The organism is Streptomyces nymphaeiformis, assembly GCF_014203895.1.
Lineage (GTDB): Bacteria > Actinomycetota > Actinomycetes > Streptomycetales > Streptomycetaceae > Streptomyces > Streptomyces nymphaeiformis.
Genome location: NZ_JACHJY010000007.1, coordinates 356,767 through 374,928 on the forward strand (window position 1 = coordinate 356,767; position 18,162 = coordinate 374,928).

An 18,162-nucleotide genomic window follows, 5' to 3' on the forward strand; every position below is an offset into this window, starting at 1 on the left:
CGGGCCAGGCACCGACCATGTCCGCCGCTACGTTCTTCGTCCCCCAAGCCACCTCTGGAGAAGATTTGTTGGACATCGAACGCCGGACGCTCAACGCCTGGAACGCCTACGGCACACACCATCTGGCCCGCGGCACCGACATTCCCGATGTCCAGCGGCTGGCGTGGGGATACTGGCCCGACCATGGCCCAGGCGAGGAGCTACTCGGTGACCTCGCCGGTCGTCGCGTCCTGGACCTCTGCTCCGGGATCGGCAAGTTCCCCGCCCACCTCGCGCGCAGGGGCATCCGCGTCAATGCTGTCGAGGGCGCTCGCACGCAGCACGAGCGAGCCGTCGCCCGCTACCAGGGCCAGACCGGCCTTCGGTTGATCCATGCGGACGCGGTCGAGCACCTGACGAGGGCGGAACCATACGACGTCATCTACTCCATCCACGGCATTCCGTACATCGATCCACACCGGATCCTGCCCGCCGTCGCGCGGGCGCTCCGGCCCGGTGGCCGTCTGGTCTTCTCCGCCCTGCACACCACCTTCACCGGTGACGGCCCCTCCAGCTCCGTCGCCGCGAGGCCGGAGACTCTCCCACTCGCGGGAGGCGAGCCCTTGACCGTTCAGATGTGGGTGCTCACCCCCACCCTCTGGGAAGACCTCCTCGTCGAGCACAGCCTGCTCGCCGACGCGATCGACGTCCTCAGCGGACCCGACCAGGACAGCCCACTGTCCTGCACACTCGTCCGCGCCCGCCACCCAGCCTGACGATGGCGCCTGCCTCATACGCCAGTCATCACCTACGCCCTGCACCCGTACGCGATCGAGGAGACGACCTCGTGCACGACACCACCTGGAAGACCATCGAAAGCCTCGCGCGTCGCTTCAACGACCACGACGAGCGACGCGGCCTCACCCCGCAGGAACAGTGGACCCTGCAGGTCCTGAAGATCGCCGAGGAGACCGGTGAGGCGTCCCAGGCCATGATCGGCGCGCGTGGCACCAACCCTCGGAAGGGAGACAGTCACGACTGGAGCGACGTCCACTCCGAGGTCGCGGACGTGGTCATCACCGGTCTGGTCGCCCTGTACCGGATGCGGCCGAACGACGCCGCGGAGTACCTGCACCGGCAGCTGGCTGACAAAGCTGGGAAGTTCCTTCTGACCGTCCCCACCGGTCCCGGACAGCCGTCAGAGACACCCTGATACGGGCGCCTGCCGCCCCACGACGTCCACAGGCGGAAGGAGTACCGCGAGGATGCTCTGGTAGTCAGCGCGTGCCGTCGGCTCCAAAACCCAGGCCGGGTCGGCCCGATCGCGGATGAGGTCGAGGCATTGGCCGGGTGTTGTCGTCTCAACAGTCCATCGATCGCGCTCGGGTGCCGCCCACCAGATCTCCTTGTGTTCCAGGTCGAGAGTGAGTCGAACAGAGCCCAGGTGATGAGCCAGCGCATCGAGGTCGCGAACATTGCCGCCGACGAGGTCAGCGACCAGCTCGCTGGCCTCGTCTGCCGTCTGGACGTGAGCGATGAAGGTCATGGTGTCCTGTCTTTCTTGGGGTCAAGCAACGAGCTGGGGGTTGCGAGCCCCTTGGGTGGCCGCCAGGCTGATCAGCTGTGCTGCGCCGAGGACCTGGTCGATGTAATCGGTGATGTCGTTCGGGATGTCACTCAGGGGTTTGAGGAGCAGGACGACGCCGAGTGCCGTGTCGCCCCAGAGGGCCGGGGCCGCTACGGAGTCCCAGCCGGGCAGGCATTCCTGGCGTCCGACGGCGTAGCCCCGCATTCGGATTCCGTCGAGGGTCGCGAGAAGGTCGTCGTTGCTGAGTGCGCCCGGGCCGGCGGTTTCAGGGATGGGTTCGGCGAGCGCGATCTCGCGGAGGCTCTCGGGAACGTAGGCGAGCAGGGTGCGTCCGGAGGCGCCGGTGCGCAGGGAGCAGCCGGCGGTGAAGATGTCGTACGCGGTCATGCCGAAGTCGTCCGGGCAGTAGTTGCCGATCGCGTAGTCGGTGCAGACGCGGCGCGCGCCGACAGAGGCGAGGCTGTAGAAGAGGACGAGGCCGCCGCAGTCCGCTTGCAGGTCGACGAGGATCTCGTGCTGGTCCATGCCGTCATACATGCCGGCCATCGCCTGCATCCCGGCGCGGGCGGCGTGGCTGCCGAGCCGGTACTTGCCGCGGCCTACGCGCTCAACCCATTTGGCGGCGACCTGGGCCGCGAGAATGCGGTGCACCACCGCAGGATCCAATTCCGTGTGCTCGGAAATGGCTTTCAGAGAATGCGTGTCTCCCGGGAGCTCGGCGAATGCCTGCATAACCCGGATCACTCGCTCTGCGTGGCTGCTCCCCTTGGGGCGCTCGGATGCCATGTTGAATCCAGAACTAATAGCGGGATGATTGGTGCCCGACGTGCAACGTTCAGGGGCGGAAAGCCGTCTCCGTCCCCGGCTTGCACACGTTCTCAGGGCCGAATCGGAACTGGAGTACCGGAACACGACTACCGGAACAGGACTACCGGTCCGGGCTGCGCGTCAGAGGAATCGGCAGGAGAAGGGCCGCGGCCCTTGCCGACGTGACTCGAGTTGTCGCCTCCTTCGAGCTGCCTCAAGCTGGCGGCACGTGATGGGAGCTGGTGCCGCATGGGTCTCGGCGATAGCGATGAGGGAGAACTCGGCCCGGAAGAGCTGATGGGGCTGGCCGGTCTGCTCAGGGCCTGGCGCCGCGCAGCGGGGCTGAAGGAGGGACGCGGTCGCGCCATCCCTCAGGCAGAGGTGGCGCACGCCATCGGCATGTCCGAGAAGTGGTACGGACAGCTGGAACGGGGCGCGGTGCCCCGCCTCCCGCATGACGCCGTCGAGAAGCTGGTCACGCGGCTGCACCTGGGGCCCGACGAGCGTCAGACGCTCCTGTACTACACCCCGGGCGGTGCCCTGATCGGCCGCGCCAAGCCGAGGGAGGAGCCTCCGGAGCTGCGCACGCTCCAGTTCTTGCTGGACCAGCAGATGCCCCACCCCGCCTACGTGACCGATGCCCGCTGGTCCTTGATCGCCTATAACCGGGCGATGGCGGACTGGTACCCCTGGGTCCTTGAGCCGGGTGCCAACCTGATGCGCTGGGCCCTGCTCCACCCGGACGCTCGCGAGCAATACGTCGGCTGGGAGGATCACGCGCGCGTGTACCTGGCCATGATCCGGATGTTCCTGGCACGCCACAAGGCCGACCGCTTCATGACCTCTCTGCTGCGCGAGGTCTACGAGGATGCGGACTGCCGCCGGCTGTGGGACGAGAGCCCTCACGTGGTTGCCCATCGCGACGGCAACCGGTTCCGCATGCGTCTGCCGCGGTTCGACTTCCAGGAGGTCGAGGTCGTCTCGCACCTCCTCTTCCCGGCCGGCCACCCGGAACTGCGGGCGGTAGTCATCACGTGGCTCGGCAGCGAGCAAGAGCTCCTCCCCGGGTCCGTACAACAGCCGGACGCGCTGTCAGAGGGTGGAGCCGCAGGTTCCGAGGCGATCGGGGACGCCTCTTGGGCGCAGGCTGGGTGGGCTGATTCAGCGGAGGACGCGGCAGCACTCGCGGGCAGCGGGGCGATCGGCCTGCCGGAGCTGAGCGCGCTGGCCGGACCCGGTTGCCGCCTCACCCTCAACCCACAGGACCGAGCCGTGGTGTGGGCGTATCGGCAGGACGGAGGCGGGTGGCGGGTGAATACGGTCTCCGTGGAGGCGACGCTCAACCGCCTCGCCCCGCAGTCGTCCCGCCCAGGCGTGGTGCGCGAGTACCAGCAGCTCCTGCGTACGACGCTGCCGGCCTCTGCGGGAGAGGCCGGCAGCGAGCTCGACACGATGATCGCCGAGCTGTCGGATCGCCTGGCGGTCCTGCGCGACCTGCGCGAACGCCTGGGCGAGCCGGTCGATTGATGGCAGTAGACTCGGGCTGGGGCCTCGCCCCTCCCCTCGTGGGGGCGGAGCACCGATGTCCGAGCCGCGCCGGATACTGAGTCGAGTCAGGCAGCGGGGTCGAGTACGACCTTGCCGGTGGTTCGGCGGGCCGCGATGTCCTCGTGCGCGCGAGCCGCTTCGGTGAGCGGGTACACGGCGGGCGCCGGGACGGCGAGTTCCCCGTCCCGTACGGCCTGGAAGAGGTCGGTCATGGAGTCGCGCAGCGCGGTCCGGTGCCCGAACAGCAGGGGGAGCCAGAATCCGCTGACCGTCTTGCCGGTGGCCATGAGGTCGCGGGTGGCGACGGTGGTCTCGACGCCGCTGACGCTTCCGTAGACCGCCATCCGGCCCATGGGCGCCAGCGCTTCCAGGGTCGCGTGGAGGGTGTCGCCGCCCGTCATCTCCAGCGCCGCGGCGGCTGTGCCATGGGTCGCCTCTTGCAGGTCTGCGGCGAGGCTTGTCGAGTTGCTGTCGACGACGGCATCTGCCCCGAGGCCGAGGGCCAGAGCTCGCTTGGCGTCCGTGCCAGCCAGAGCCACCACGCGGGCTCCGGCCCGCTTGGCGAGCTGCACTGCTAGGGACCCGACGCCGCCGGCAGCTGCGGGCACGATCACAGCCTCCCCCGGGTTGATGCGTAGCACGGTGTGCAGCAGGTGCCAGGCCGAGTTGCCCTGGAGAGTCAACGAGATCGCCGTGGCATCGTCGATGTCGTCCGGGACCGGGATCGTGGAGCGGTGGTGGGCCAGGGCGACCTGCGCGTACCCTCCGCCGCGCGTCAGTGCCACCACCCGCCGCCCGTCGCTGTAGCCCATCACTTCGTTGCCGGGGACGTACGGGAGCGTGACACCGGCCAGGTAGTCCCCTTCTCGCACATGCAGGTCCGCGTAGTTCACCCCTGCCTGGAGGACCTCGACCCTGTGGTGTCCGGCCGTCGGCTCCGGTTCAGGGATCTCCGTGAGCCGGAGGACCTCCGGGCCGCCGTGGCTGGACATGGTGACAGCTCGCACTTTCTCGCCTCTCAACACTTCAAGATCATTCGACGAAATTGCGTCACGCGCAATTTGAAAGAATTGCGCCACGCGCAAATTCCGGAGACATTAAACCACCCTTGACGCACAGGGCTCGGCAGGCATAAATTCCACCTCAATTCTTAGAGCCCTACGGACAGGAAACAACCCTCACAGTGAGCCGCATCACTTCCGTCGAATTGCACGTGGCGCAATTTGTGGTGGCCCGCACACCGGACAGCGCCCATCGCGCAGCCCGTCAGGGCACGAATCCCAGGCAAAAGGTGGCGGAGTCTGGGAGAGGCCACTCCCCAGGGCGAATGACGGGCGTCGTCACTGCCCCGCAAGGAAACGATCTCTCTGCGGTGCAAGCTGCGCCTTCGGCGCCTGCATCTGATGGGGCAACAAGTTCTACAGAGTTTAAGAACCAAGTCTGGATCTTGACGCGGGTCCGTGCGTATGTTCGTCGCCCCCCGGGCACGGTGCCCGGCACGTCGGACGTAAGGAGCGCGGCAGATCGACCAGACCGTGTAGGTCCGCGTAACAGCGACGGCGCCCGGGAGCGGGAACTCCCAGACGCCGAACGCTAAGTGGCATGTTCGCCCCGGCAAGGGCGGGGTTTGCCCACCATCACCACGCTGAGTCCTTCCGAGGGGCGCATCAGCGTGGCAACACTGCAACGAGGAGTATCGCATGCCTCCTGCCCGGCGCAATAGGCCCTTCCGCCTGGCCTGCGCGGCAGCCACCTCCGCCCCGGCGCGTTCATGTACCGCGACGGAGCCCGCCTCCCCTGCCCCGGCGAACCGCCGGCTCCGCCCCGTCACCGGGAGCGGCCGATGAGCAGCGAAGCCCGCGAGTGGGTCTGGGAGCACAGCTCCAGCCGGGGGACCGCACGACTGGTCCTGCTGTCGATCGCCGACCGGGTGGCCGACGAGCAGTGCGTCTCCTGGGCCTCGCTGTCCAGCCTGGCCAAGCGCACGCGCGCGTCCGTCTCCACGGTGCGCGAGGCCATCGACCGCCTGGTCCACGCCGGCGAGCTGGAGCAGCTCGACGACCTCACCGGCCCGCAGCGCAGCACGGTCTACCGCCTGCCCCTCGCCGCCCAGGCCGTCGCAGAGACCGCACAGGACGAGGACGCCGATCAGGCGCCGGCGGGCGAGCACGAGGCCGCCCCCACCCTGCGGGTCTCGGTTCTGCGGCGGTACGGAATCCGGCCGCGTGAGGTACCGGAATCCCCCGCGAGGGACCGGAATCCGGCAGTACCGGAAACCGGCAGGTCCCGGCGGAAACCAGCACCCCGACGTACCGGAAACCGGCACAGCGGTGTACCGGAAACCGGCACACAGAACCGTAGTGAACCGGATTTGAACCGTAGGTACAGCAGTGGTGCTGACGTCCTCTCGGCTGCCGAGTGGCGGGTTGACCCCGCCACCCACGCCTGGGCCCGCGAGCAGGGACACCTCGACCGCCTCGGCCAGGAGGGCCTGCGAACGGCCGACGCGAAGTGGCGTGCCCACCGGGCGGCCTTCAAGCCGAGGCCGGCGGATGCCTGGGCCACCGACTGGCGCTCCTGGATCGCCCGGGAGCACGCCCCAAGTCGCCCGAACCTCTACGCCGTGCCCGGCGGAGCCTCCGCCGCCCCCGCTGGTATGACGCGGGCCGAGGCACACACCGCCGCCCTTCTCGCCGCCCTCGACGAGCCGACCGGAACGGAGGGCTGACCGTGGACCGCCGCGAAACCGCCGCCCTGCTGGCCTACATCGGCCGGCTCGACCCCCGCACCATCCGCACCGATCAGGGCGAGGCCCGAGACCAGCTGGCCCAGTGGCACGAACTGCTCGGCGACGTGCCGATGGCCACCCCGCACGGCTGGGACGCCCGCGTCACCGCCCGCCAGCACATCCGCACCTCGCCGTACCAGATCCTGCCCGCGGACGTCGCCCGTCCCTGGGAGAGCTACCGGCGCGACCGCCTGGCGAGACACTCCGACCCCACGCCGTCCGTCGACCCGGACGACCAGGCCGCCTGGACCGCCGAACTGGCCAGCGCCCGCCGCGCCGTCGCCTCCGGCCTCGCGCAGCCCGCGCAGGCTCGGGCGATCACCAGCGGGCGCGGCGGGATCGACTCGAAGCTGGAGGCCCGGCTGCGGGAGATCGGCTCCTGCATACCGCCCGCCGCCCGAGCCGCCCTCGCGCCCTACCGGCCCGCCCGAGCCGCACGCGAGGCCGCCGTCGCACAGGGCCAGCCCGACCCTCTCGGCGTGCGCTGCGGCTGGTGCCTGGCACAGCCCGGTGAGCCCTGCCGCCGGCGCCGGATCGGTCCCGACGACGGGGTACGCGGAACAGCCCCGCGTGCCATCCCTCACCCCGGCCGCCTCGACCTCGCCGCCGTACAGCAGGCCCAGCAGGTCCAGCAGCCGGCCATGGTCTGACCGGCGTCCATGGCTGGTGCACCCCGCACCGCCGACCACCACCGTCCCTCCTCGGCTGCGGCGCACGCTCCCGCGCCTCAGCCCGCACCCGACGCCACGCCCGCCGAGCACCGCCCTGGCCCGACGGCGCGGCAGCACATCGGAGAACCCTCTTGCGCCACATCACCACCCACGACGCTCCGGCCACCGGCCTGCGCGGCATCGCAGACACCAGCTGGCACACCCGCGGAGCCTGTCACGGCATGGACGTCGAGGACGCCGACGCCGTCTTCTTCCCCCTCCCCCGGGACCACGAAGCCATCGCCGAGGCGAAGGAGCTGTGCGGCTGGTGCCCCGTGCGCAGCGACTGCCTCAACTACGCGCTGGAGAACGTCCTCAAGGAGGGCATCTGGGGCGGGCTCACCGAGGCCGAGCGCCGCCCGTGGCACGACGGACTGCCCCAGCGCCTCGACTACCGGCGCGTGATCGCGTTCTTCCAGGGCCGCGACGTCCACCTGACCGAGGCCGAGCGCCAGGCCGTCGTCGACCACGCCTATGTCCGGGGCTGGCGGCCCGACCGGCTCGCCGTCGGCCTGCAGATCAGCCGCAAGCACGCCCGTGACCTGCTCCGGCAGGCGGCCAACAAGGTGCTCGACCGCGACCGCCGCCAGGGTGCTCCTCGGCCCAAGAAGAAGCGGCAGAAGACCGCTCCAGCAGCGGGCCGCCCCGTGACCACCAAGCCCGGCACCCGACAGCCGGTGTCCCGCCAGGCAGCGTCGCCCTCGACGCCCGCCTCTTTCGGAAAGGCCGCATGACCCACCCCGTCCTGTCCCTGCGTGCCGCTCCGGACCTCCCTGTCTTCCTCGTCGCCGGCGTCCCCGCCGCCTTCGCCCTGGTGCTGGTCGCCTGGACGATCCGGCGCCGAGGAGCCCGCCCGCAGAAGCGCGTCGGCGGTCCGGCGGTCAAGGTCGCCGCCCTCGCCGCCCTCGGCTGCACCGCCTACAGCGCCGACACGAGCTGGCGCTTCGCGGCCGACTACCTCGACATGGCTGGCACCGCCGAGCGTGCCGGGATGTTCGCCGCCGCCGAACTGGCGCTCTTCGCGACCGCGCTGATGGCGCGGCAGAACCTGGCCACGCAGGGCGCCCCGGGCCTGCCCGGCACCCTGGTCTGGGTGATCACCGGAGTGCAGGTGATCCCCGCCTACGCCGAGAGCGGTCCGGTCGGTGGCACCGTCCGGGCCTTCGTCGGCCCGGTCATGGCGGCCATGCTGTGGCACCTCGCCATGGGAATCGAGCTGCGTCTTCACACCCCTGGCGCTGCCTCCCACGGGCTGCTCGCCGTCCTGGGGCGGGAGGTGCGCGAACGGCTGCTGTCCCGCCTCGGCATCGCCGCCCGCGACCGCGACGCCGCGCAGATCACCCGCGACCGGGCCACCGCCCGCGCGGTCGACCTGGCCGCCCGCCTCGCCGAGCGCGCCCCCGAGCGGCGGGAGAGCTGGCGAGGCCGGCGGCTCGTCCGACGGCTGTCGAAGGCGGTCGCCAGGGCCTCGGTCGGCACCGACCCCCTCCAGCGCACGCAGCTGCTCGACCAGCTCGCCGCCCGCCGGCACGCGCTCGCCCTCGCCACGGTCCCGCTCCCCTCTCCCTGGTCCCCGGGGCTTACCACCATCGCGGCTGCCACGGTCACCGCGCAGCAGACGCCGGAAGCACCGGTCCCCGTAGCCGGTCCCCACGGTCCCAGCGAGCCAAAGGACGGGAACCGGGGACCCGGCGTCCCGGGGGGACCGGGGACTGAGAACTGGGACGTCAGCGCACCAGCAGTCGCGGGGACCGAGGGCGATGACACGGGGACCAGGACCCCAGACGTGAGCGCCATCCCGGGGACCGTCCCCGTCGAACCGGACCCCGGCGAGGGGACCGCCGGCGGCGCGGGGACCGACTGCCCTGCTGTCGAAGTGCCTGCTCAGGCGCGTGATTCGCATCGGGGACCGAAGGGCGCCGAGTCGGGGACCGGGCCCACCGGGGACCGGGGACCGACCCACCCCGACACGGGGACCGGGCCCACCGGGGACCGGGGACCGGGGACCGACACGGGGACCGAGCCCACCGGGGACCGGGGACCGGGGACCGACACGGGGACCGAGCCCACCGGGGACCGGAGACCGACCGACCCCGACACGGGGACCGGGCCCACCGGGGACCGGGGACACAAGGTCCCCCTCCGGCGGAAGACGAGCTCGAAGACCAGGGCCAAGGGCAAGGGGCAGCGCGGCAGTCGCCCCCGCACCCCGCAGGCACAGCGCCCGTCGCGCGAGTCGGAGCAGCCGGTGGACCAGCTCGTCCAGCAGGTCCTCCCTCACGTCCCCGCCCTGCTCGAACGGGACGGCAACCCGGCCATCACCCGAGTCCAGCTTCGGGAGATCCTCCGCCGCGAGGGCCTGAAGGGTGGCCGGAACGACCGGCTGAGCCTCGTCCTCCAGGAGCTGCGGAGCATCGACACCACGACGACAAGGAGCACCGCCCGATGAGGACCTGCCACTACTTCACCACCATCCGTACGCAGTACGAGCGGGAGATCGGCTTCATGCTCGCCCACTCCAAGCGGCACGAGGGCAGTCCGGCGGCGAAGTCCAGCGCGAAGCAGGCCGCATCGGCGAAGCAGCGGATGGCCCGGGCCCTCAGCGGCCATGTCGGGCGCTGCCCCGAGTGCGGTTGAGCCTGCAAAGCCCCAGCTCAGCACCCCTATCCGCCATGGGTGGCCCGGCTTCACGCCGGGCCACCGCCCCGCTTACGGAGGTACGCCGTGATTCCGCCTTCTCCTCGGTCATCCGAGCCCACGGTCGCCGAGGCCGGCGCCTGGGCGGACGTCCTGGTCCGCCGACGGCACGTACACGCCGCTGTTCTCGCACCCGCCGGCCAGTGGCTCGTCCAGGGCCGTCCCGACGGCCCTGTCCGCGTCCTTGCGGGACCGGCCGACGTCCTCGAACTGGCCGCCGCCATCCAGCACCGCATCCGTTCCACAAGGCCCGAATCCCGATGACGCACTCGGCACAGAATGGCACCACCCCGGAACCTGCTCTCGACCACAACCCGGTCTCGGGGCGAGCAAGTTATCGGCCAAGCTACTCTTCCCCGTTGGGCAAGGCAGCTTGGCCATCTCCCGCCCCCGGGGTGGCGGGAGCGGTCCAGCACCGGGGGGCGCTGGACCGTCAGGCGGCGACCGAGGGCGGATCGCAGCCAGGGGTGAAGGAGCCGCCACGAAGCCGCACGAGCGCCGCTGCGAGCCCCCTCGCTCGTAAGCGCTCCCCCCAGAAGAACAAGCGCGCCCGCATCTGCAACGTCCGTCTCAGCGATGACGAGTGGACCCGTCTGACCACCGCGGCACGTGCTTCCCGCAAGAGCCTGCCCGCCTACCTCGTGCGGGCCGGGCTCGCTGCGGCCGAGGACGCCGAGAACACCGCTGCCGTCATCGCGGGCCACCGAGATCTGATAGCCGAGCTGTTCGCCGCCCGCCGTCATCTCGGGCAAGTCGGCAACAACTTGAACCAGGTCGCCCGCGCCATCAACAGCGGCGGGCAGCCGGCGGAACTCGACGCGGTCGTGTCGGCTGTGCAGCGGGCAGTCGCTCGCGTGCAGGCGGTCACCGACCGGATGCTCGAACAGGACTGATCGAGCAGCTCATGCCGACCACGAGGCGCTGCCGGCCAGCAGGCTGCGGACATCGCGCCGCACGGCTTCCTGGAACCGGTCGCGTACCACTCCGACCTCGTTCTTTATCGCGAGAAGACCTGCGATGTCACCTGGGTCCGCAGCCGCCACGTAGTCGCACGCACGTCGCAGCCCCCGGAAGATCTCGTCAGCCGCCCGAACCACGTCGAGCGGGGCCAAGACGTGTATCCGCTGTCGCGCAGCACCAAGGTTGAAGGCGGCAAACGCGGCCTCGGCCGCCGCTTCCCGTTCCTCGACCGCGGTGGTTCGCAGCACGCGCAGGAGGTCCCTTCCCGTTTCCTCCATCGCGACCAGATACTCGGCGTACAGCGTCGTACGCAGTTCCAGCAGCCGCGCGACCGCCTCACGTCGCCATCGCCGACGATCCGCTAGCGCCGTGGCGACCGCTCCGAGCAGGACTCCGAGCAGTGCGGCGAGAGGCGGTATCCAGCTCATGCGTCGAGACTTCCCGTCCTCGGCGCATGGAACGCCGTCTTCCCCGCGGCCATCCCAGTTGATCAACCAGTCAAAGGCAACAGCATGATCCCCCGGATCCAGAAGCGTGGGCAGCACACCATCGGGCTCCTCTACTACCTATACGGGCCTGGCAAGTTCGAGGAGCACACCGACCCGCACCTGGTCGCTTCCTGGGACCACAACGCTCCCGACCCCGGCCGCGACTCCACCGCGACTCTCCAGCAGCTCCAGCAGCTCCTCGACCAGCCCGTCGAGAACATCGACCAGACCCAGCGTCCGAAGAAGCACGTGTGGCATCTGTCCGTGCGCAACGGTGCCGAGGACCGCATCCTGACCGACGAGGAGTGGGGTGACATAGCCCGTCGTATGGTCGCCGCTGCCGGCATCGACGATCCGAGGACGGGTGCGGGCTGCCGATGGGCAGCGGTCCGGCACGCTGATGACCACATCCACATCGTTGCCACCCTGGTCCGCGAGGACGGCTACAAGCCGGACCTCGACAACGACGCCGCCCGCGTCCAGGCGCAGGCCCGCGCCCTCGAAGTGGAACTGGGCCTGCACCGGCTCAACAAGGGGGACGGAACAGCCGCGAAGCGCCCCACCAGCGCCGAGCGCCACAAGGCCGCCCGTCAGGGCCGCGAACGCACGGCTCGTGAGGAACTGCGCGAGACGGTGCGGCGTGCGGTGGCCGGCGCGAGGAGCGAGGAGGAGTTCTTCGACCGGCTCGCCGGCGCCGGCCTGCTGATCCGCAAACGCGCCGCGCCCTCCGGCGACCTCCTCGGATACAAGGTCGCCTTGCCCGACGACCGGAACCGGGACGATGAGCCGGTGTTCTACCCCGGCGCGCGCCTCGCCCCCGACCTCTCGCTGCCCCGCATCCGGGAGCGCTGGTCCGGTGACGCCCCGAACAATCCGGGCCTCCGGCAGGAAGCCGCAGTCCGTACGGGAGCGAACGCCCCGGCCACTGCCCGCCGCAGGACGGCATCGGCAGCCTGGAAAGCCGTGCTCGTCGTCGAGCACGGCGACGACGCGGACGCCGCCGCCCACATCGCCGCGGCCGGCGAGATCCTCGACGCCCTCGCGAAGACGTCCGCCGCCCACACCCGCCGCGAACTGCGCGACGCCGCAACGGCCTTCGAACGGGCCTCTCGCTCCCACGTCCGCGCCGTACACGGACACGACCGGGCCCTGCGTCAAGCCGCCCGCGACCTGGTCCACGGCGGCCTGGCCCTCGGCCGCGGTGAGGACGGCGCGAGCACCGCAATGGCGATCGACATGCTGTTCTTCCTGATCACCGCCGCCGCGCACTGGCACGCGAAGAAGGGCCACGCGCAGCAGGCCGCCGCCGCCCGCCAGGCCGCCGAGCACCTGCGCTCCGCCTACCAGGAGGCCGCTGCCCACCCCCTGGGCGCGCTCTACCAGCGCGGCCGGCACCTGAACCGACCCCTGCTCCAGCGCCAGACCGTGGTGCTGCGCGAGGCGCTGCCCGGACTGGCCGAGCAGATCCTCGCCGAGCCCGGGTGGTACGCCTTGGCCGCCACCATCGCGGACGCCGAAGCTGCCGGCCACGACCCCGCCGCCCTGTTGTCCGACGCGGTCGAGCGCCGCGAACTCGACACCGCGGAGTCGGTCAGCGACGTGCTGGTGTGGCGGGTGCGAAGGATGGCCGACCTACCCGCCGACGCCTCGGAACTGCCCGCGTACGGCACAACAGACGGCCTGCCCACGCCCCGCAATGCGGCGGCCCGGCCCTCTGCGCCTGGCCGACGGCGCGGCGGAGAGGGCGCCGCCGGAAAGACCCGGTAAGCCCTCCAGCCAGGACCGTGTGCGGTGTCCGCGCACCGTCAGGAACAGGGACACCGCCACCGTCCTGCCCTCCTCGAAGGCCACTGTGGACTTCGTGAATTGAAGCTCCCGGAGGCGTGGGGCACGATCATGACGCGAGCAGGACGAGGCAAAGGAGGACGTCAGAATGTTCCACCGGATACGCCGCCGGGCGTCGGAGCCCAGCGAGGCGCAGCGCCGATTCTTCGAGATGTCGGCACGGCTGCAGGACCAGGTCCCGCCGGGCATCGGAAAGCCGTCGGACGAGCCCGAGCGCGGTGAGCCCGTCGCCGTGGTGGACGACTTCCTTCCGCCGGAACTGCGGGTTCCCAGCCACGACCAGCTCGACGGCCGCATGATGCCCTGGGGGCAGCCGCTCGTCCTCGACGGCGAGATGGTCGCCTGCACCGAGTGCGGCGCGTACCGGGACTGGCTCGTCCTCTCCACCCGCGACGAGATCTGGCTGCGCTGCCGGGCCGGCCACCAGCAGCAGGAGACCCGCCTCGACACCGCCTGGTACAACCGGAGCGCCGGGCCGGCGGACGCGACGCACGCCACGTTCGAAGACTGCCTGCGCCACCTCGGCCACTGACCCCCACCCCTACAACCCCACCGGGCCCGCGGGCCCCCACTGACCACCCGTCTCCAAGCACCAAGGGGTCAGTACCGTCATGCGCGTTCGCGTCGCCACCACCGCCCTCGGCATCACCGCCGCCCTCCTCGCCGTACCCGCCTGCACCAGCGGCGCCCCCGACACGAAGCCCGACACCACCACCTCCTCCCCCGCCGGGCAGCCGGCCCAGGCCGACCGGAACGCCGCCCCGCTGTCTTCGGCCATCCTGAAGACGCGCCTGCTCGACGAGAGCGATCTCGGCAGCGGCTACGCGCGTAAGCCGGAACGCCCCAACCAGCACGACGACGTCACCGTCATCGGATGCCCCGCCCTGGACGAGCTGGGCGGCGAAGCGGCCACCGGCGGCACGCTCACCTTCCCCCGCAAGGCGAAGGCCACCTTCACCTACGCCGACAGCACCTCCGAGATCTCCGAGGAGCTGTACAGCGACAGCGCGAACAAGCTGTCCGACGGCATCGGCCGGATCTTCGACGCCATGACCGGCCGCCCGACCTATCAGGTCGTCGCGGGCGGAACCCCGATCGACATCGCCTCGCAGAAGCTGACCGCACCCCATGGGCTCGGCGACGAGCGGTGGAGCCAGCTCCTGACGTTCTCCACCGGAGGGCGGAGCACCGTGGTGAAGCAGACCGCGATCCGCGACGGCAGTCTGCTACTGATCGTCTCCGGCTCGCCTGCCCTCGTCGACCGCCACCTCGACAAGGCCCTCGCCAAGGCCACTGCGACGAGCTGACCGGTCCCGATACTCAGATGCCCCCGACTCCCCCCTGGGCGGGTCGGGGGCATCCGCGCGTCCACCGGACCGTCAGTGCGTGCCGCTTGGGCCGGCACCAACATGCTGCGTCGGCCTCGACGACGCGGGGCAGCATCGTGTGCAGGTGGGTACCGGCCCGAACAGCAAGGAGCCCGGCTCTCCCATAGGGAGGCCGGGCTGTATCCGTCGGGCAAGAGGGGCCGCCAGGCGTTAGATGGCCGGCGCGCGCAGGAGCCGCTCCTGGGTGGCCTCGGGCAGGACCCGTCGCAGGACCGGTGCGGTCGAACTGAGGGAAGAGGCGAAGGCGGCGACAAGGTCGTGCGGAACGCTGCTGCCGAACGACGCCACCCACAGGCACGGTGCGCCGAGCGCGGGCTCGGCCCATGCCTGCCACCCTGCCGGTCCCGCCTCGTCGGCGCTGGTGGTCAGCGCACGCGGGTCGCCGTCCTGGATAAGGGGCGGTACCTCACCGAGGCTGATGTGCGAGGTGAAGGTCGGGTCCGTCCCTGCCGCCTCGGGCTGGTCGATGTCGCGGAGCCAGCCGTGTGCGGCGACCGCGTCGAGGACCACCTCCGGGCCGGTGAACGGCACGACGGGCTGGTCCCGGGCGTCGAGCGCGACGAGGAAGTCGGCCACGGCCTCGCCAGGTACATCGGGGGTGAAGTAGGCCGACCACCCAGCGAGCGGACTGCTCGTGCCCGGACGGGCGGAGATCTGCCAGGCGATCGGCAGCTCCCCCAGATAGAACGGCTCGTCCGGCAGACACCATTGGGCCCACCGGAGGGTGTCAGGGCTGATGTGCAGGACGGTGCTGCGCAGGACCTGGCGGTCCTCGTCCGGCTCGTCGCGACCGCGGACGATCGTCAGGCTCGACCAGCCCAGGCCGGAGAGCGTGTCGGCGACGGTGTCATAGAGGCGCTTGTCGTCACCGGCCAGGTGCCGGGGGCCGACCCAGAACGCGGGCTGTCCGCCGTGCGGCGTGGACGGGACGAGCGGAAAGTCGGGGTACAGGGGCGCCTCCAAGGGCTCGATGCGGTTCTACTTGCCGCCGGCACTGCGGCGAGGGCGGCGTGAGGGTGCCTGGACGGGTTCCTGCCAGGTCAGGGCGACGGCGACCTCCGGGGGCAGGTGACCGAGCTGGGTGTTCTCGGCACGTCCCTCGGCGAGGTAGACGACGGTCTGGCCGGTCTGATCCACGGACTGCACGACCTGCGCCAGCCGGTGGGCCGTCGGAAAAAACGGGTTCATGGCCTGGCGGACCGGAGCATCACGGTCGCAGCGGGACAACAGGTCGGCGAGGTCGCCGACGGTCATCTCCGGGGACGTCATGAAGTACCTCCTGGGTGAGGAAAGCGATGAGCGGTGGAACCGGCCGGCGGTTCCGCCAGCCGCCTCGGAGCGAGGGGCTCCAGGGGGACGCTTCCTCTGTCACACACGACGCGAGGTCTCCAGCACGCGCGCCACGGCGGCGGCCACGATCTCGGCCGGCGTCTCGGTGTCGAACGACAGAGAATAGCCGCGCACCTTGTCCGTACCGGTGACGGCGATCTTCCATCCCTCCCCGTTGGTGCCGGGGCGGCCGAGCGGGAACCAGCCAAGGTAGAACCGGCCGTCCTTCGAGCTGACGTGCACGTCCGCGCGGTCGTCCACGACGAGGTGGAAGTCCTCCGCGGAGAACAGGTCCATGACGAGCGTGGGCTGGCCGGGACCGAGTTGCCACTCGCGAAGCCGAAGTGCTTTTACGTTCGTGGAGAATCCAGGGCTCACGGAAGCCATGGTCACGGGCTATCACCTCTTTGACCTGGGGTTTCTTGCGAGATCGTCTACGTTGACATGCCCCTGCCCGCGTTGGCCAGTCTTTCCGCGGTCCTTCCTGTCTGCCCCCAGCGAACTAGGCCGTCGTTAGGCGTGTGGGCTCCCAAGGACCGCGCCATATTCTCAGTGGCAGCTGCATTCCCGGACCACATATGACCCCGCGCTGATATGTGCACCTGGGCCCACCCGAGCCCTCATCCCGACATGGGCATCAGGAGGCGGCACGTTCACCGTCGCCGTGACCCGCCGTTCGGCAAGTACTCGGAACGGTGGCATGGTGGCTGGCGGCTGAACCGGACGGACCCTCGATCGTTAGATGCACATCCCTCCGGAGGGCTCGCAAACGTCGACACCAACAACTGACTGGCCTCCGGCCCTGGTCCGTCGACTAGCCCTCACGTCACGTACCTGCCTACCGCACGGCCATTCTCTGTGGTTGGGTTCGCGCATGAGCGCGGAGATCATCGAAATAGACCGGCCGGGCGAGTGGCCAGCAGAGCTGACTTCCTGGGTGAAGACCGCGGCCGATCTGGTGCGAGGGATCAAGACGTACGACAAGTTGCGCGAGGACGGCGATCTCGGCGCCTTCGATCCCGGGCTGCGGGAACTGCTCGCGGGCCGACTGGTGCGCACCTTCCACGCAACGCGCCTCCTCGACTACGAGGTGGACGACATCAGAAGCAGTGGCCTGCTCCGCCTTACCCCGCAGCTCCTCCAGGCCCGCCGGGACAAAGCTCTCGCCTCCCAAGTGATCACCGAGAAGGAGCACCGCACCCTCACCGAGTCCGATGCCTTCGAGACCGACCCCTACGTGGAATACCGCCTGGGAAAGGTGTGCGTCGTCGGGAACCGTCAGGCCCTGCATGACCGCCGAATCGTCGGGGACCAGCTCAGTCTCTGGGGCGGCGAGGCCCAGTACAGCAGCGGGGCCTGGGAGGACTTGGCGAGCGACCGCGTCAAGAAGCTCGGGCAGCCGGCGCTCGTCGTGCCGCTGCTCGACGTCTCGGATTCGAAGGTCGCGGTCCTGACCACCGAGCTGATCTACCCCTTCGTGGGCAGCTACCTGGGCCTGGAGAGCGTCGGCTGCCTGATCGACTACGAGGCCGACGTCCCGGGCGACCGGATCGAGGCCGTGTGGCGCCCCGGGGACGCCGAGTACGACGTGTTCGAGCGCTTCCCTCGGAGCTGACCTCCGGCAGCGTCAGGGCCTTCCGCACGTGTGAGCCCTGACGCAGAGGCGCTTCTGCTCCTCGGAGAGGTCTGCGGGCGCCTTCCGTTCCCGTGCGCCAGTGGCTGGGGCACTGTCAGTGTGTGCATCTAGCCTGCCGGGATGACCAGATATCCGTCGGGAGATGCGAGTCCTCGCGGCGTTCCCTGCCCCTCCTGCCGGGCCACGGAGAGGGAAGCCTGTCGTACGCGCAGTGGAACACCGGCCAGGCCCCACAAGGCGCGCGCTGACGAAGCCCGAGCGGCAGCACTCAGGGCGCAGAGAGAGCAGCACGAGCAACTGCGCGCCGCCGCCGAGGATGCAGCCGGTGAAGCGGCGGATCTGATCGCTCCCGTCGACCTGCCCCAGAACGTGCCCTCGGCGTTCGCTGGGGCCTGGCGC

Annotated in this window: 21 protein-coding genes and 1 pseudogene; 14 read left to right on the plus strand and 8 right to left on the minus strand. The window is 70.4% G+C overall.

Annotation, left to right across the window (positions count from 1 at the left end):
* Window positions 1-68: 68 nt before the first annotated feature.
* Together GGE06_RS25045 and GGE06_RS25050 are read left to right on the plus strand one after the other, a co-directional pair.
* Window positions 69-755 carry a class I SAM-dependent methyltransferase gene (locus tag GGE06_RS25045; protein ID WP_246532732.1) on the plus strand — a complete coding sequence of 229 codons (687 nt, stop codon included), beginning with the start codon at window positions 69-71 and terminating at the stop codon, window positions 753-755.
* A gap of 71 nt (window positions 756-826) precedes the next feature.
* On the plus strand, window positions 827-1,192 hold the full coding sequence (locus GGE06_RS25050; protein ID WP_184931781.1) for a MazG-like family protein: 366 nt from the start codon (window positions 827-829) through the stop codon (window positions 1,190-1,192).
* On the opposite strand, the gene GGE06_RS25055 is transcribed toward GGE06_RS25050, so the two are convergent.
* On the minus strand, window positions 1,178-1,525 hold the full coding sequence (locus tag GGE06_RS25055) for a hypothetical protein (protein WP_184931782.1): 348 nt from the start codon (window positions 1,523-1,525) through the stop codon (window positions 1,178-1,180). The two genes, GGE06_RS25050 and GGE06_RS25055, sit on opposite strands and share 15 nt — an antisense overlap.
* A 21-nt stretch (window positions 1,526-1,546) precedes the next feature.
* The gene (locus GGE06_RS25060) at window positions 1,547-2,353 is read right to left on the minus strand and encodes a helix-turn-helix domain-containing protein (protein ID WP_184931783.1); all 807 of its coding nucleotides are present in this window, start codon (window positions 2,351-2,353) and stop codon (window positions 1,547-1,549) included.
* Window positions 2,354-2,623: 270 nt separating this feature from the next.
* On the opposite strand from GGE06_RS25060, the gene GGE06_RS25065 reads away from it, so the two are divergent.
* Window positions 2,624-3,901, plus strand: a complete 1,278-nt coding sequence (locus tag GGE06_RS25065; RefSeq protein WP_184931784.1) for a helix-turn-helix transcriptional regulator — start codon at window positions 2,624-2,626, stop codon at window positions 3,899-3,901.
* A gap of 86 nt (window positions 3,902-3,987) precedes the next feature.
* Here the strand turns inward: GGE06_RS25065 and GGE06_RS25070 are convergent, their stop codons facing one another.
* Window positions 3,988-4,929, minus strand: coding sequence for a quinone oxidoreductase family protein (locus GGE06_RS25070; protein ID WP_312883285.1), 942 nt, complete (start codon window positions 4,927-4,929; stop codon window positions 3,988-3,990).
* An 836-nt stretch (window positions 4,930-5,765) separates the two neighbouring features.
* Between GGE06_RS25070 and GGE06_RS25075 the strand changes: the two genes are divergently transcribed.
* The 5 genes from GGE06_RS25075 (at window position 5,766) to GGE06_RS25095 (ending at window position 10,057) form a co-directional block, all read left to right on the plus strand.
* Complete coding sequence (locus tag GGE06_RS25075; protein ID WP_184931785.1) at window positions 5,766-6,650, plus strand: helix-turn-helix domain-containing protein; 885 nt, start codon at window positions 5,766-5,768, stop codon at window positions 6,648-6,650.
* Window positions 6,651-6,652: 2 nt separating this feature from the next.
* Window positions 6,653-7,360, plus strand: a complete 708-nt coding sequence (locus GGE06_RS25080) for a zinc finger domain-containing protein (RefSeq protein WP_184931786.1) — start codon at window positions 6,653-6,655, stop codon at window positions 7,358-7,360.
* Between the two features lie 152 nt (window positions 7,361-7,512).
* A complete protein-coding gene (locus GGE06_RS25085) occupies window positions 7,513-8,154 on the plus strand; it encodes a WhiB family transcriptional regulator (RefSeq protein WP_184931787.1) in 642 nt (213 codons plus the stop codon).
* Window positions 8,151-9,869, plus strand: a complete 1,719-nt coding sequence (locus GGE06_RS25090) for a hypothetical protein (protein WP_184931788.1) — start codon at window positions 8,151-8,153, stop codon at window positions 9,867-9,869. The genes GGE06_RS25085 and GGE06_RS25090 overlap by 4 nt, the downstream gene beginning before the upstream one ends.
* A complete protein-coding gene (locus tag GGE06_RS25095; protein ID WP_184931789.1) occupies window positions 9,866-10,057 on the plus strand; it encodes a hypothetical protein in 192 nt (63 codons plus the stop codon). The genes GGE06_RS25090 and GGE06_RS25095 overlap by 4 nt, the downstream gene beginning before the upstream one ends.
* A 108-nt stretch (window positions 10,058-10,165) precedes the next feature.
* Here the strand turns inward: GGE06_RS25095 and GGE06_RS43795 are convergent, their stop codons facing one another.
* Window positions 10,166-10,348 carry a hypothetical protein gene (locus GGE06_RS43795; protein ID WP_184931790.1) on the minus strand — a complete coding sequence of 61 codons (183 nt, stop codon included), beginning with the start codon at window positions 10,346-10,348 and terminating at the stop codon, window positions 10,166-10,168.
* Between the two features lie 236 nt (window positions 10,349-10,584).
* Between GGE06_RS43795 and GGE06_RS25105 the strand changes: the two genes are divergently transcribed.
* Window positions 10,585-11,010 (plus strand): plasmid mobilization protein, encoded by a 426-nt coding sequence (locus GGE06_RS25105; RefSeq protein ID WP_312883286.1) that lies wholly within the window; start codon window positions 10,585-10,587, stop codon window positions 11,008-11,010.
* Between the two features lie 9 nt (window positions 11,011-11,019).
* On the opposite strand, the gene GGE06_RS25110 is transcribed toward GGE06_RS25105, so the two are convergent.
* Window positions 11,020-11,622 carry a hypothetical protein gene (locus tag GGE06_RS25110; protein ID WP_184931792.1) on the minus strand — a complete coding sequence of 201 codons (603 nt, stop codon included), beginning with the start codon at window positions 11,620-11,622 and terminating at the stop codon, window positions 11,020-11,022.
* Here GGE06_RS25110 and GGE06_RS25115 point away from each other — a divergent pair.
* From GGE06_RS25115 to GGE06_RS25125, 3 genes are all read left to right on the plus strand, one after another.
* Window positions 11,590-13,332: a relaxase/mobilization nuclease domain-containing protein gene (locus GGE06_RS25115; protein ID WP_184931793.1), complete on the plus strand. Its 1,743-nt coding sequence runs from the start codon at window positions 11,590-11,592 to the stop codon at window positions 13,330-13,332. The two genes, GGE06_RS25110 and GGE06_RS25115, sit on opposite strands and share 33 nt — an antisense overlap.
* Before the next feature lie 166 nt (window positions 13,333-13,498).
* Window positions 13,499-13,942, plus strand: coding sequence for a hypothetical protein (locus tag GGE06_RS25120; RefSeq protein ID WP_184931794.1), 444 nt, complete (start codon window positions 13,499-13,501; stop codon window positions 13,940-13,942).
* Window positions 13,943-14,021: 79 nt separating this feature from the next.
* Window positions 14,022-14,717 carry a hypothetical protein gene (locus tag GGE06_RS25125; RefSeq protein WP_184931795.1) on the plus strand — a complete coding sequence of 232 codons (696 nt, stop codon included), beginning with the start codon at window positions 14,022-14,024 and terminating at the stop codon, window positions 14,715-14,717.
* 231 nt (window positions 14,718-14,948) lie between these two features.
* On the opposite strand, the gene GGE06_RS25130 is transcribed toward GGE06_RS25125, so the two are convergent.
* From GGE06_RS25130 to GGE06_RS25140, 3 genes are all read right to left on the minus strand, one after another.
* Entirely contained in the window at window positions 14,949-15,761 is an 813-nt protein-coding gene (locus GGE06_RS25130) for an SPDY domain-containing protein (RefSeq protein WP_184931796.1), read from the minus strand.
* Window positions 15,762-15,776: 15 nt separating this feature from the next.
* A complete protein-coding gene (locus GGE06_RS25135) occupies window positions 15,777-16,067 on the minus strand; it encodes a hypothetical protein (RefSeq protein ID WP_184931797.1) in 291 nt (96 codons plus the stop codon).
* 99 nt (window positions 16,068-16,166) lie between these two features.
* A complete protein-coding gene (locus GGE06_RS25140) occupies window positions 16,167-16,514 on the minus strand; it encodes an SPDY domain-containing protein (protein ID WP_184931952.1) in 348 nt (115 codons plus the stop codon).
* Window positions 16,515-17,001: 487 nt separating this feature from the next.
* Between GGE06_RS25140 and GGE06_RS25145 the strand changes: the two genes are divergently transcribed.
* Entirely contained in the window at window positions 17,002-17,742 is a 741-nt protein-coding gene (locus GGE06_RS25145) for a hypothetical protein (RefSeq protein WP_184931798.1), read from the plus strand.
* A gap of 141 nt (window positions 17,743-17,883) precedes the next feature.
* Window positions 17,884-18,036: pseudogene (locus GGE06_RS44260) on the plus strand (zinc finger domain-containing protein); the annotation flags it as partial.
* Window positions 18,037-18,162 lie beyond the last annotated feature (126 nt).